The 12,846-nt window shown below is 47.9% G+C and carries 12 protein-coding genes; 2 read left to right on the plus strand and 10 right to left on the minus strand.

Features of this window, described 5'->3' with window-relative positions; translation table 11 throughout:
- The first annotated feature begins 5 nt into the window (after positions 1-5).
- Positions 6-758 carry an SDR family oxidoreductase gene (locus tag EHO61_RS02060; RefSeq protein ID WP_135811986.1) on the plus strand — a complete coding sequence of 251 codons (753 nt, stop codon included), beginning with the start codon at positions 6-8 and terminating at the stop codon, positions 756-758.
- Here EHO61_RS02060 and EHO61_RS02065 read toward each other — a convergent pair.
- From EHO61_RS02065 to EHO61_RS02100, 8 genes are all read right to left on the minus strand, one after another.
- A complete protein-coding gene (locus tag EHO61_RS02065) occupies positions 755-1,702 on the minus strand; it encodes a terpene synthase family protein (RefSeq protein ID WP_135811987.1) in 948 nt (315 codons plus the stop codon). The two genes, EHO61_RS02060 and EHO61_RS02065, sit on opposite strands and share 4 nt — an antisense overlap.
- Before the next feature lie 91 nt (positions 1,703-1,793).
- The gene (locus EHO61_RS02070) at positions 1,794-2,558 is read right to left on the minus strand and encodes a hypothetical protein (protein WP_135811988.1); all 765 of its coding nucleotides are present in this window, start codon (positions 2,556-2,558) and stop codon (positions 1,794-1,796) included.
- Positions 2,559-2,575: 17 nt separating this feature from the next.
- Complete coding sequence (locus tag EHO61_RS02075) at positions 2,576-3,532, minus strand: class I SAM-dependent methyltransferase (protein WP_135812543.1); 957 nt, start codon at positions 3,530-3,532, stop codon at positions 2,576-2,578.
- 60 nt (positions 3,533-3,592) lie between these two features.
- Positions 3,593-4,555, minus strand: a complete 963-nt coding sequence (locus tag EHO61_RS02080) for an alpha/beta fold hydrolase (protein ID WP_135811989.1) — start codon at positions 4,553-4,555, stop codon at positions 3,593-3,595.
- A gap of 1 nt (position 4,556) precedes the next feature.
- The gene (locus EHO61_RS02085) at positions 4,557-5,354 is read right to left on the minus strand and encodes an SDR family NAD(P)-dependent oxidoreductase (RefSeq protein WP_135811990.1); all 798 of its coding nucleotides are present in this window, start codon (positions 5,352-5,354) and stop codon (positions 4,557-4,559) included.
- Positions 5,351-6,235, minus strand: coding sequence for a metal-dependent hydrolase (locus tag EHO61_RS02090; protein WP_246031968.1), 885 nt, complete (start codon positions 6,233-6,235; stop codon positions 5,351-5,353). Before EHO61_RS02090 ends, EHO61_RS02085 begins: the two co-directional genes overlap by 4 nt.
- Positions 6,236-6,254: 19 nt before the next feature.
- Entirely contained in the window at positions 6,255-7,220 is a 966-nt protein-coding gene (locus EHO61_RS02095; protein ID WP_135811991.1) for a M24 family metallopeptidase, read from the minus strand.
- A gap of 69 nt (positions 7,221-7,289) precedes the next feature.
- The gene (locus EHO61_RS02100) at positions 7,290-8,381 is read right to left on the minus strand and encodes a helix-turn-helix domain-containing protein (protein ID WP_135811992.1); all 1,092 of its coding nucleotides are present in this window, start codon (positions 8,379-8,381) and stop codon (positions 7,290-7,292) included.
- Between the two features lie 129 nt (positions 8,382-8,510).
- Here EHO61_RS02100 and EHO61_RS02105 point away from each other — a divergent pair, with 129 nt between their 5' ends.
- The gene (locus tag EHO61_RS02105) at positions 8,511-9,791 is read left to right on the plus strand and encodes a citrate/2-methylcitrate synthase (protein WP_135811993.1); all 1,281 of its coding nucleotides are present in this window, start codon (positions 8,511-8,513) and stop codon (positions 9,789-9,791) included.
- Positions 9,792-9,850: 59 nt separating this feature from the next.
- Here the strand turns inward: EHO61_RS02105 and EHO61_RS02110 are convergent, their stop codons facing one another.
- Both EHO61_RS02110 and EHO61_RS02115 read right to left on the minus strand, forming a co-directional pair.
- Positions 9,851-10,837 carry a cytochrome-c peroxidase gene (locus EHO61_RS02110; protein ID WP_135811994.1) on the minus strand — a complete coding sequence of 329 codons (987 nt, stop codon included), beginning with the start codon at positions 10,835-10,837 and terminating at the stop codon, positions 9,851-9,853.
- 135 nt (positions 10,838-10,972) lie between these two features.
- Complete coding sequence (locus EHO61_RS02115) at positions 10,973-12,745, minus strand: 7TM-DISM domain-containing protein (RefSeq protein ID WP_246031969.1); 1,773 nt, start codon at positions 12,743-12,745, stop codon at positions 10,973-10,975.
- Positions 12,746-12,846: the final 101 nt, after the last annotated feature.

The following is a 12,846-nucleotide window of genomic DNA, read 5'->3' on the forward strand; positions in this document are numbered from 1 at the left end:
AATATATGTCGTTCCGAAATAAAACCGTAGTAATCACGGGCTCGGCGAGAGGAATAGGAAGGGAAATCGGGAAAAGATTCGCAAAGGAAGGATGTATCGTTTTCATTTCCGACCTAAACGAAAAGGATTGCGAGGAAGCCGCAGAGGGACTTCGGCAGGAAACGGGCGGGGATATTCTTTGGCAAACCTGCGACGTCCGCTCCAGAGAGGAAATCGTGGGCTTGGCGGAGTTCGCCCTAGCGCGTACGGGAGGATTGGATATATGGATCAATAACGCAGGCGCGGTGGAGGACGACCTTCTCATACGGATGAGCGAAGAAAAATGGGATCTAGTGCAGGATGTCTGCTTAAAAGGCGCTTTCTTCGGGACCCAAATCGCCGCAAAAGCGATGCTAAAGGCCAAAAAAGGGAGGATCGTCAATATAGGTTCCGTCTCCGGCTTTTACGGGAATGGAGGGCAAAGCAACTACTCTTCCGCAAAGGCTGCGTTATTCGCTCTTACGAAATCTTCCGCTAGGGAATTGGCTTCCCGAAACATCACGGTCAATTGCGTGGCGTCGGGATTTATCGACAACGGATTTGCGGCTAAGCTGACGGAAGAGGTCCGTCGATCCATTCTGGATTCCATTCCTCTGAAAATCGACCGGAACCCCGAGGAAGCTGTGGCCTCGGCCGTGCGTTTTTTAGCGTCCGATGAAGCGGACTGGATCACGGGCGCAACCCTACGCGTAGACGGAGGAATGATGATCGGATTTTAAATTTCGCTCAGATCCCTCGCGCCGGAAAGCGGAATCGGCTCGATCGAAATTAGCATGGACAAAAGGCAGTTCGCATAATGATTCAGAAAAAGTTCGGAGGCGATTCGAGCCGCCTCCTTGAGATAGGAGTTGATCATATCCGAGATCTTTAATTCCAATCCGAAATCCTCGAAACGGGAAAGGATTCTGGAACGCCCTCGACTTCCCCAATCCATCGCATCCGCATTGGATAAAAAATAGATCATGGAAGAAAAAGTACCGTTTGCCAGATCTTTTTCCAAGTCCTGATAATCGTTCAGCAGCCTCCATGCGATACCGAAGGCTTCGTACATTTTTAACACCGCTTCGGCTTGCTCCCGAGTCATGAACGAACGTGCCAATAGATACGGTTGCAGGCTGCAAGTGGCCATTCGGAGACGGAACCTGTCCAGATAGGCCTCAAGAGTCTCCATATAAGAATCGTCGCGCACGGAATTGAAATAACGGTCCACGAAGCTCTCTCGCACCGAACTTCCTCCGTGAATCTCTTTGGCGAATAACCTCCCCGCTTGCGAATAGCGTTCCCAAGTTTGAGTACGCAGTTGCAACAAAGAATGCGTAGTCTTTAAGGTTCGTTCCACCAGATGGTCATCCAAAGAATATAGGAGAAGAGCCGATGAATGGGATTGTATTAAAAGTTCCAACCAAGGATCGTCCCAGTCCAGGGATTGGGCGTTTTCGTTGATCCAATATAGGATCGTATAGCAAGGACTATAATACTTTTTGAAATAATCGAAACTGCTATCCGTTGCACTGTCGGAATATTTGTATAGGAAATGCAATGTCTCGGATCGGATCGCCGGAGGAAGTTCGTAGCAAAGATTTAGAACCGCTTCGTTCAGAAGTTTGTGAAATTCCGCCTCTTCCCTAGACTCTTCGAAATTGCCGAAATCAAGCCTTCGCATAGACCACAATATACGACGAAATGCTATAATTTTGACAATTTTTTTCTTGCAAGAATCGTATTTTTTTAAATAATAATATGCGAATCGAGTATTAGAAATAAAAGCCTAATAGGATCTGTATTTGAGCTCCGTACCCGCTCTGTCTACTTTTTCCTTCCTTATCCGGTTCCATCCATAACTGTTGGAATTGAGTCGGATCCCATATCGTATTAGCATAATATGCGCCCCGATTCGCATGGTAATCCTGTTTCAAATATAGTAATATGTTTCCGCCGAAGTGTACGAAAAAGGAGGATCCGAAGAGATATCTAAATCCGGATCCCGCAGACAGGAAAGGTCTTTTCTGATACAGATTCCAGTCGTGTTCCTGGAGGGACACGTAGGGAAACCAAATTTCCCTTTTTCTCTGCTTTTCCGAAAACGACTCTAAACCGGCACCGAGCGCAAAAAAATACGGGTTTGAAAACGGAAACCATTCGAATTGTAGGCTTGTCTGCCTCTGGATCCGTTCGTGCTGGGTCAACGTAAAAGTTCCGCTGAGATTGGCGGGAACCAGATTCATCTTCAAATCGAATCTTTGGAGAGAACTCTGCTCCTGCATTTGTAAGGAAAGCGCGAATCTTCCGGAGATCTGAACCCCTATGCCTCCCCAAACGAAGCCGTCGGCACCGATTCCTCCGATAAAAAACCGATTCGCCGCCCTTCTTTCGTCCTGAGCCGAATGTACGGGAAGAGAAGCCGGATCCAAGGTGCGAAGGGACCTTGATACGTCATCCGCATCCGTGGACTTTCCGAATAAGGGGCCGGATAAGAACACAGCAACAAGAAACGGAAAAACGATTGCAGGAATCTTCATACTTTTTCGGAATTCTTTCAGGAATTCTTTTCCATTCTCCAGACCTGCCGAACCTTTTCGTTCCTAAAGTCCTCGGGATGCGTTTCTTTGGTCAAGTCTCTCTGATTTTCCCACAAGATCGAATCCGGCTCCATTTTGAATTTTCGAAAATTCGTGGAGAAATAAAGCACCGCTCGATCGGAGGCGAAGTCCTTAAAGATCGAATTCAACAGGAAAGAATAATCCCTTTGAACGTCGAAAACGTCCCTCATCTTTTTACTATTAGAGAACGTAGGGGGATCCGCCACGATCAGATCGAACTTCTCCCGGTTCGGATTCGCTCGTTCCCGCTTCAACCATTCGCTTACGTCTTCACGTAAAAAGGAATGTTTGTCGGAATCCAATCCGTTTAACCGGAAATTCTCTTCGGACCAATCCAAATAGGTTCTGGAAAGATCCACACTGGTTACTTTTGCCGCGCCGCCGGATGCTGCATAAACGGAAAAGGATCCAGTATAAGAGTAAAGATTCAGCACGTTTTTTCCCGCGCTCTCCTTCCTCACTAGTTCCCGAGTAAATCGATGGTCCAAAAAAAGACCGGTATCTAAATAATCGCTCAGGTTGACCCGGAAGCGCAGGCCTCCTTCCCGAACGGTCGCGGAAACAGCCCTCTCCTCCAACTTTTCGTATTGGGAGATTCCTTTCTTAGGTTCCCTTTTTTTCCAAAAGAGTTTTTCCTCTGCGACGGAGAGGACCTCTAGAAGAATGGATCTGAATTGGGCCCTTTCCTCTTCCCTTTGTTCTTCCGTAAGAGGGTATTCGTTGGTATATTCGGATACGAGGCAAAAATCCTCGTAAAGGTCCACAGAGATCGGAACTTGAGGAATGTCCCGGTCATATACCCGGAAGCAGAAGATATTTCTTCTTTTTGCCCATTTTTTCCAATGCTTGGACATCCTTCCCAATCGATTGCGGAACATCTCCGGATGCTTCATCCGGGACAGAATCGAGGACCGGTCGGGAAAAGCCAACCAATCCTCCGAAAATCGTCCGGATCAGCCGTTTTCCCAGACGAATTCTTTGATCTTTTCCGTAACGGAATCCGGAAGGATCCTCTGGACCCAATGGTTGGCGTCCAAGCGGAACTCCCGGTAGGAGTCGCAGACTTCCTTGTGAGTTTTATAACACTCGGGACGGATCGCAAAGTCTTTGACCGGAATTAATACCTGGACCGGAGGATGGATTCGTTTCGGAACGGGGTATCTTTCTCCCCGCAACATTTGCCGGTACAGATTGATCGGCCAAACTGCCGAAGCCAGAATCTCCTCTTCGGTTTTGGAACGGAGCGAATCCTCTTTGGGAACCCCGCCCAAATTCATAGCCATCTTCCAGAGAAACTTAGGGAAAAATCTCCAGCACCATTCCGGCAAAAAAGGAATCTGAAAGAAAAGGACGTACCAGGATCTGCGAGCCTGAGATAACGCCTTAAACATCGAAACCGGATTCAGGGAAAAGAAAAGCCGGAACATTCCTCGTTGTGCCAAGACGGGATGAGGTCCTCCCATGGCCGTATAAGATTTGATCAGATGGGAATATTCCTCGCTGCCCGCAAACGCCCAACAAATCAAAGCCCCCCAATCGTGTGCGACCAAATGAACCGGTTTGCCTCCTCCTAAAAAAAGGATCACTTCCTTGAGGTCCTCGAAAATCCGTCTTACATTATACGCTTTTTGCTTTGTAGGCTTGGAGGATAGCCCGGCGCCTCGTAAATCCAAGGCGGCGACATTATATTCTTTGCATAACGCATCCAACTGATAGGACCATGTTCTGTGATCGTCCGGATATCCGTGAACGAACAAGACTGTGGGTCGATTTTTTCGTTCCGCCGAGGTTCCGTTGTACTTTAAAAAAAGCGAAACTTCTCCGTTTGCGATCCGAGTCTCCCGGAAGGACTCACCCCCAGGAGTAAGAAAGGCGGAACTTTTTTTCAATCTAGGCTTGGTTCCTGTACGATTCATATCACGATACCTTTTGCCCGAGACGCTCCATTGCTCTCAGAAATCCGGGAGACAAACGGGTCAAAAAGCGGATCATCTTGGCGGTAAACCCAGGGAATACGTGCAGTTTTTTCTTTTCCATTCCTCGCACGATCGCTCGCACCACCATGGAAGGACTGTCTACAATCGCTTTAGGCACCTCTTTTCGGTCCTTCCCGCCGAATTGTTCGGATTTCAGAATGTTCGTATCCGCAAAGAAAGGATAAACATTCGTAGTATACACTCCCTTTTGGCGATACCCCGAATCCAAAGCTTCTCCCAAGGCTCGGATTCCGAATTTCGAAACGGAATAATAGACCAACTCTCCCGGCGAAGTGATTCCGGCGACGGAAGAGAGATTCACGATATGTCCGTATTTTCTTTCCAACATGGCAGGCAAAAAAAGGCGGGAGAGATAAATGGGCGCGTATAGATTCACGTCCAGGATCAGCTTCCATTTTTCCATAGGCACATCCAAAAGGCGGCCCATAAAAGCCAGCCCGGCATTGTTGACGAGTATGTCTATCTTTGGATCGATTTTGGTCGCGTCCTTGTAGGCCTTATTGCAACCGGCTTCCGAACTCAGGTCCGCGGCAAAACTTCCCAAAATCTTACCCTTGGCCGCCTTGCCGCCCAGATAGGTTTCCGGTTTCGTATCCGGAGCCTTCATGTCCGTCAAGATGAGATAGGCCCCTTTTTCCAGAAGTTGCTTGGTCAGTTCTTTGCCGAAACCTCCGTTGGCTCCGGTGATCAATATGTGTTTTTCGCGTAAATTGCTCATGCAGTTTCCTTATATCTATGTTCCGGCGCTTCAAAAATCGCTCTGCTCAACTCCATATTATCCTCCTGGTCCGGATGAAAGCCCGGCTTGAGGTACCGAAAGAAAGCGGCGAGCCAATGGAAGAACACCTTTTCATCCACGAAAATGAAACGGAACGCGTCCAATCTCGTTTTCCATCGAAACGTCAACCCGTCTTGCCATAAGAGAATTTCAGCTCCGATAAACGTGAGAGGCCAGAATACGATCGTCGCCGCCAAAAAGCCGAAAATCCTCCGAAAATAATTTCCTCCGACATCCAATAACACGTCGAATGCCGCCGATTTGTGCTCGATTTCCTCGGCAGCATGCCATTCCCAAAGTCGTTTCATTTCGGGCTCTGCGCGATCCAATACCTTCGTCTTTAAACCGATGGTGGCAATCAAGGAAGTATAATGCTCCGCTCCCGCGGTAGCGGAAAGACACATTTTCGCGGAACCCACCTTTTCCATGAATTTGAAACAAAGCGCGTTGAAGAAATTCACGAATCCTCTGATTTTATAACCCTGATCCTCCAGAATTTTCCAGGTTTTTTTGTGTTCTCCCGCGTGCTGGGCTTCTTGTCCGAGGAACGCATTCGCGTTCCTTAACACCCTAGGATCTTTGATGACCGGCAGAAATTTCTGAATGCTCCGGATAAAGAACCGTTCCCCGTCCGGAAAGAATAAGGTCCAGGTGTTCATAATATGGGTTTTATACGCGGAACCGTCTAGCCAATGTTTGCTGGTTCTGTCTTTCGAAAATTCGAACTTCGGTTTTCGGACCGGATAAAAATTGAAGTCCTTGCTTTGTAATACCGGATTGTGATTCATAAGTTTACCGCCTGTTTCGGTTTTTTCCCGCATGTTTCCCTTTCTCCCCTTTTTAAGCCGGGACCTTGATCTTTTTTCCGGACTTAGACTTTTGCGTCTTCGATTCCTTTTTACTCGGATGGTCCTTCTTCCAGCCTCGAACATGCGGTAAGTCCTCGTCCAACCAGTACGCCGTGGAATCCGTAACCACCAAAATTTCCTCCCATTTTACGCCGAAGGAGGAGGCAGCGTTTCGTCCGGAATAGATCTTTCCGATATGCGGTTCTACCGCCCAAAGGCCGGGTTCGGCTCGGAATTCGGATCTTTCTCCCCAAAGAGGAGAATGCTTGGAATTCCAGGGAAGCCTGGCGGCCGCCATCTGCGGGAGTAGATAGACGAAGGTTTGGAGGGGAAAACCATAAAACCTTCCGCCAGGAAGATTGTAAGCGGGAAGTTTCCCCACCTTATGTCCGAGCACTCCTTCAGGATAAACCGCATGACAGTTTACGTACCCGGCATCACGGATCCTATCGTCCACTTCCCGATAAATCTCACCTAATGTTCGTTCGGCGAGAACTCCTTTCAGAATCGATTCCCGGTATATTTCCAGGGATGCCATCGCCTTTTCATGCTCTTCGTTTCTACCGAAACAAAAGGAATATCCGATGTCCGCCGACCTACCTTCGAACGAAGGGGCCACATCCAAAATCACGGCCATCCCTTCTTCCAATCTTCGTCGGGACGGTTGAAAATCTCCGCCGAAATGGGGAAGGACTCCTTCTCCTTTTCCGAGATGCCGGAAGGAAAGAGGACGTTTGAACCCGCGAAAGGCGGTCCTATCTCCGAACCATGCGAATCCGTAATGGAAAAAAGAGGATCCTCCCTCTTCACGGATCGCAGCATCGATTCTTTTTGCGGCTTCCTTTTCCGTGATCCCGGGACTTAGAGTTTTGCGAACGGATTCCACCGCCCTATAAGCGAGCGCCTGGACCTGGCGATACGCTGCCAGTTCGGACGCGGAATATGTTTCCCGTGACATGGATTCCTCCTCTCATTTTCAATGGGGAGGTTTTATTCTAACCGGTATGTAAAAAAGAATCGTCCGATCTTATGAATTGAGACCCTTTTTTCTCCATTCTTGCGGCGTCTTTCCCGAGATTTTCAGAAACTGTGCGTTAAAGGTGGATTTGGAATTGAACCCGACTTCGTAACCGATGGAGAGAACGGTCCTTTCCTCGTCCTCCAAGAGGAGAACCTTAGCCTCTTCGATTCGAAAACCGTTCACGAATTCGTTGAAATTTTTTCCGTAGGTCTCGTTTAGAATCCGCGAAAGCTGGTGCGGAGTGAGGAGTAATCTTTGGGCCAGATCCTGAATCTTCAAAGCCTCTTCTCGATAGGCTTTTTCCTTTTCCATCAATTCCAATAACCTTGCTTTTACGGCGTCCAAATCGACGCCTCCTAGCTGGGTCCTCTCGTATCTTTTTTGCTGGATCTCGGATTTTAAAGAGACGAAGAAATTGGGGTATCGGGAAGAAAACAGAAAAATGAGCACGATTCCGAGGGTTTGGAAACTGGCCCCGGTGGCTAGAAGCTCTTTGCTCTTCAAAAAATAACCGAGCCAACAGAGTTCGATCGTCGCAAAAATCACCGCTAAAATGCTGTATACAAAGGAGGATAACGGTATCTCGGTTTCCTTGGAAACTTTTAAGAAAAGGATCCACAGCAATACGGAATACACGGTCTGGTGGACGAATCCTAAAACGGAAACGAAGGTAAGAAAATCCACCTTGCTTCCCTCTATGGCGTTGGAGACCGCCTCCCTGCGGAATTCCGTCGGGAGGAAGAGGATGGTCAGACATTCTCCCAAGAGTACGATTAGAGCCGGGAGAAAATGAGGCCCAATGGAGATCTCCCGATCGAGTGCAAATTGGACCATATTGCGGGATACGAGAAGGAGGGCCGGTCCGATGGCCCAAACCGAAGGGAAAAAAAAGATCCAAGCCCAGGTTTTTTCCAAAGACTCCGGAATTAAAGTCAGCCCCAATCGACTCTCTACGGAAGCGAGTAGCAGAGCTAAAAAAAACATCCCTCCCGGCAGGAAGGACTCCCGTTTTTTCACCCCCTCCATAAACGCCAGAAGCAAGGAAAGAGCGGTTCCGAATTGGATCCAAAATTGTAAAAAGAAGGACGAACCGATCATCAATAAGAGCAGCCCCTCGGCTAGGAAACAAGAAACTTCCCTATGCGTTTTGTCGAGCGAAAGGCAAAATTCACGCAGGGTCTCCGAAGGAAGGTTGACTCGTCCGACGAGTCGGCTTTTCCTATCGGTATGAGCGACTTCGTAGAATTGAAAGTCGGGGACCAAGTCCACCGACTTCCCTTAGTAATCGGTACCGACGGAAAGAAAGGGATAGATATTCGTGAATTGCACGATAAAACCGGACTGACCTCCTTTGACCCCGGATTTTTCAATACGGCCTATGCACAGAGTAAGATTTCCCGCCGGGATCCGGACACGGGAGACCTGCACTACAGAGGATACGACGTCGCCGAACTCGTGCATTACTCCACTTTCGTAGAAACCAGTTACCTCCTGATCTACGGGGAACTTCCGGATGAAAAACAATTGAAGGAATTTTCCACGAAACTTTCCAAGCACAGTTTGATCCATGAGGATATGATCAATCTCTTCGACGGATTTCCGGGAAAAGGACATCCTTTGGCGATCTTATCCGTCATGGTGTCCTCCCTTTCCAGCTACTACCAAAACGAGTACGAGGAATATCTGGACAAAGGAATCGATCAAGCGGCGAGGCTTTTGGCGAAGATCCGTACCATCGCGGCTTTCTCCTACAAGAAGATGATCGGTCAGCCCTTCGTGTATCCGGTGGATAGACACCCGTATTGCACAAATTTTCTGTACATGCTCTTTTCCTTACCATCCGTAAAATACCAACCGACGGAAGACCACGACAGAATCCTAAACCAACTCTGGATCCTGTACGCCGATCACGAGCAGAACGTATCCAATACGACCGTGCAACTGATCGGATCCACCCAGGCCAATATATTCGCTTCCGTATCCTCGGCCATCAACGCGCTCTGGGGGTCCAGGGAAGGAGGACGACAAGTCGCCGCCGTGGAGTTGATAGAAGACATCATCAAATCCAAAATGTCTGCTGCGGATTATCTGGAAAAATACAAGACCGGAAAAGGCCACTTCCATTCCACTGCGTTCGGTCATGACGCATACAAGGCAAAGAGCAAACGGTCCATCGTGGCGCAGAAACTGTTCTCCGATTTTTATAAGCAAAAAAAATTGGACCCCATCGCGGAAGTCGCCCTGCAAGTGGACGAATATCTTAGCAAGGATTCCTATTTTCTGGAAAAGAATCTGTATCCGAATTTGGAATTCTATAGCGCAGTGCTATTCCATAGTTTAGGAATTCCGAAAGAACTGTTTACCGCAATGCAGGTGATCGGAAAACTTCCGGGCTGGATGGCGCACTGGAGAGAGCAACGCCTCGCCGGAAACCATTGGAAAGTACGTCCACGGCAAATCTATACGGGCCAAACTCCCAGAAAGTACAAACAGATTCTGGAAAGATAAAAAAAACCGGTCCTGTCTCCAGGGCCGGCTTGAATAGGTTTCAATTCTGTAAGTCCGTTCTAGTTAGACCGATTTTTATCGGACAAAGCTTTCAGGAAATGTACGATCGAGTCGATTTCCTGTACAGAAAGCTCTTTTCCTAACTGGATGTGTGCCATTTTCTTAACGGCGTCCTGCAAAGTCGCCACTTTTCCGTCATGAAAATAAGGCGCGGTCAAGGCAACGTTTCTCAGGGAAGGCACTTTGAATACGTACAAATCGGCTTGGTTTTTCGTAACGGAATGTCTGCCCTTATCCGTAGTATTTTCATACGGATGGACTTGTCCCAGTTTACGGAAGGAATTTCCTCCCAAAAGCGGACCGTTATGGCATTGGATACAACCTGTAGAGATGAAGGTCTCCAATCCCTTTTGCTCGTCGGAATTGAGGGCCCGGTAGTTTCCGTTTTGGAATTCGTCAAAACGGTCTTTTGTAATCAAAGTTCTTTCGAAGGCTGCAATGGCAGCCGCTAGGTTGTCATAGGTGATTTTCCTTTCCTCTTTCGGAAAGGCCTTTGCGAACAGTTCCACGTATTCCGGAATCTCGGAGAGTTTCTTTTCCACAGCCGCTTCCGAAGGCATGGCCATTTCTACGGGATTTAAAATGGGACCTTTCGCCTGCGCTTTGAGGTCCGCGGCCCTTCCATCCCAGAATTGGGCCACATGGAATCCCGCATTCAAGGAAGTGGGAGAATTTCGATCCCCGTTTTTGCCGTGGGCGCCGGGAGAAGTGGGCAGATTGTCCACCCCTGCCCCTTTCCCGCTAACATTGTGGCAAGAACTACAAGCCTGGGAATCATTTACGGAAAGCCTTTTTTCAAAGTAGAGTTTTTCCCCCAAGGCAATCAGTTCCGGCGTATCATTAGAAGATCCAGGCATTTTGGCAGGAATCGTACCAAAATTCCGTTTTGCGTCTTCTACCAACAATTTAGTCTTTTCCGACGGTCCACAAGAAACGACGGCAACCAGGAAAAACACTGCCATCGCGATCAATTTATTTCGTTCCATCTTATTATCCCAAGTTTAGAATGATTCTAATATTATAGACTCTCTACAATATTCCCTTTCCGGCAAGTCTTTTTCGCATCGAAACATCCAGATCCAAACTCGGAAAATTATAGTAGGCCTACGGAAAAGCGAGTTTTAATCGGGAGCAAATTCGGATTTTTCCAAAGGAACCCGAAGTTCGAACTCCAATCTTCCTTTTTCATTCAAGAGAACATAACGTCCCTGTAATTTTTCGGTTCTCATTCGTATCTCCGAAATGGCCGATCCGAAAGGATCTTCTCCCATGATTTCAAATCCTCCTTGGGAAATCCGGAGCAGGGCCGATTTTTTTTCTTTTCCCCAAAATACATGAACGGTATCGGAAGAGCCTTTCCTAAGAATCTCTCTGACTACCACGGAAAAGATCCGATGGACGTGGAGGCATTGGTCTATGCGCATCGCCTCGGACACGTCCCGGATCTCCGAATCGATGGAAGGAAACTCCGAGTTGTTCCGGGAAAAATTCCGGAATTCCTGTTCGATCAAATCGGCCTTGCTTCCCTGATAATTCATCAGGAACACGATGTCTCGTACGCTGGTCCTGGCCTCGCTCATTTCGTTTTTCAAACGACTAAAAGAACGATCGCTTTTTTCCCGACTCTCTAATTCGGAAAGAAGGGAATTCCAATCCGAATCCATGCCACGATCGATTTCCAGGACGGCTTCGGCTTTTTCGTCCGCCGAATGCTTTAGTTGTTCGTTATATTTCACCTGGAGATCCGCAAAGTCCTTGGAACCCTCCAGGTCCTCCGTAAACCGAGCGGAGATTAGATAGGAATTGAAGACGATGAAGGCGACCAATGCGATAGGAAAGCTATAAGGGAAAAGGACGTAAACTTCGAACAATCCATAAGATACGTCGTTGATCATCGCGGCGGCGAGAATCAGGGAGGAAAGACAGACTTTCTTGGCCCTCTTTTCTCCCGCTCTCCAAGCGCCCACCATTCCGAAAAACAGGATCGCGCTGTAAATCGGAGGGAAATACATGAAATACGAATAAAGGGAGATCACGTCCACTTCGCTTAAAACCGGAATGCAAGCGATAAAGATTCCGGACGTCGCTATGGAGAATAGCATCCACTTTTGCCCGAATTGCTTCGGGAAGGTTTCCCTTAACGTGAAGTACAGAATGGGAAAGAAGGAAACCACGCAAAAAAATTCCATCCGAACGCGAAGGTCCGGAGAAAGCTCTGAAATTAATGAATATTGAATATTCGAAGTTATGAAAGAATAAAAGGAAACCAAAAAGCAGAGTCCGGAAAAGTACGCAGGAACGAGATCCTTTTTATAGGAGGCGAAAAACACGAAATGATAGAGCGCGATCGCAAAAATGACGCAAACCAGAATCGTCTCGCGAAATCCTTCGTGGAGGGACGATCTAAATAGTGTGTTAGCCCCTCCGACCAGAAATTCGCTACGTATCCCTCCCTTCCGGTAATTTCCCCTGTAATTGGAAATGTTTACGATCAAGTCCACTTCCCGCTCCAGAATAGGAATGTTCCGGATCACGGGCTGCGCGATAAAAACAGTGCTGGCAGGATCCGTTCCGTTGATTCCGTTCGCGAAAATCTTTCTATTTCCCAGATAGACGGAATACACTCCCTGGAGACGGGGAATCTTCAGTACGAGACTACGTTGGTCTCCGTTCAGCTTTAGATGAAGTCTGTAGGAAGCATGGCCGAGCAAAGGATAATGCTTCGGATAATCCCGCCAAACGCCGGGTACCGGAACGTATTCTGAAGAGGTAGTCCATCCCTTTTCCGGGGAATATAATTCCCCCCATTTGAATTCCCACTCTCCGTTCAAAGGAATCACATTCCCCCAAAGGTTGGCATGGCTAAGGTCCATTTCCCCTTTTTGAGCCTTCACTTTCGAACCGTCTCCTCCGGAGTCCGCACAAGACAGATAGCAAGTGAAGAGCAACAATAAGAGGAAGATTTTTCGTAAAGGTTCGTTTTTCCGCCGAAAAG

The sequence above is a fragment of the Leptospira fluminis genome, from assembly GCF_004771275.1.
GTDB classification, from domain to species: Bacteria; Spirochaetota; Leptospiria; order Leptospirales; family Leptospiraceae; genus Leptospira_B; species Leptospira_B fluminis.

Coding starts and splice junctions, on each gene's coding strand:
- EHO61_RS02060 (WP_135811986.1), top strand. CDS start 6: ATGTCGTTCCGAAATAAAACCGTAGTAATCACGGGCTCGGCGAGAGGA.
- EHO61_RS02065 (WP_135811987.1), bottom strand. CDS start 1,702: ATGCGAAGGCTTGATTTCGGCAATTTCGAAGAGTCTAGGGAAGAGGCG.
- EHO61_RS02070 (WP_135811988.1), bottom strand. CDS start 2,558: ATGAAGATTCCTGCAATCGTTTTTCCGTTTCTTGTTGCTGTGTTCTTA.
- EHO61_RS02075 (WP_135812543.1), bottom strand. CDS start 3,532: ATGAAGCATCCGGAGATGTTCCGCAATCGATTGGGAAGGATGTCCAAG.
- EHO61_RS02080 (WP_135811989.1), bottom strand. CDS start 4,555: ATGAATCGTACAGGAACCAAGCCTAGATTGAAAAAAAGTTCCGCCTTT.
- EHO61_RS02085 (WP_135811990.1), bottom strand. CDS start 5,354: ATGAGCAATTTACGCGAAAAACACATATTGATCACCGGAGCCAACGGA.
- EHO61_RS02090 (WP_246031968.1), bottom strand. CDS start 6,235: ATGCGGGAAAAAACCGAAACAGGCGGTAAACTTATGAATCACAATCCG.
- EHO61_RS02095 (WP_135811991.1), bottom strand. CDS start 7,220: ATGTCACGGGAAACATATTCCGCGTCCGAACTGGCAGCGTATCGCCAG.
- EHO61_RS02100 (WP_135811992.1), bottom strand. CDS start 8,381: ATGATCGGTTCGTCCTTCTTTTTACAATTTTGGATCCAATTCGGAACC.
- EHO61_RS02105 (WP_135811993.1), top strand. CDS start 8,511: ATGAGCGACTTCGTAGAATTGAAAGTCGGGGACCAAGTCCACCGACTT.
- EHO61_RS02110 (WP_135811994.1), bottom strand. CDS start 10,837: ATGGAACGAAATAAATTGATCGCGATGGCAGTGTTTTTCCTGGTTGCC.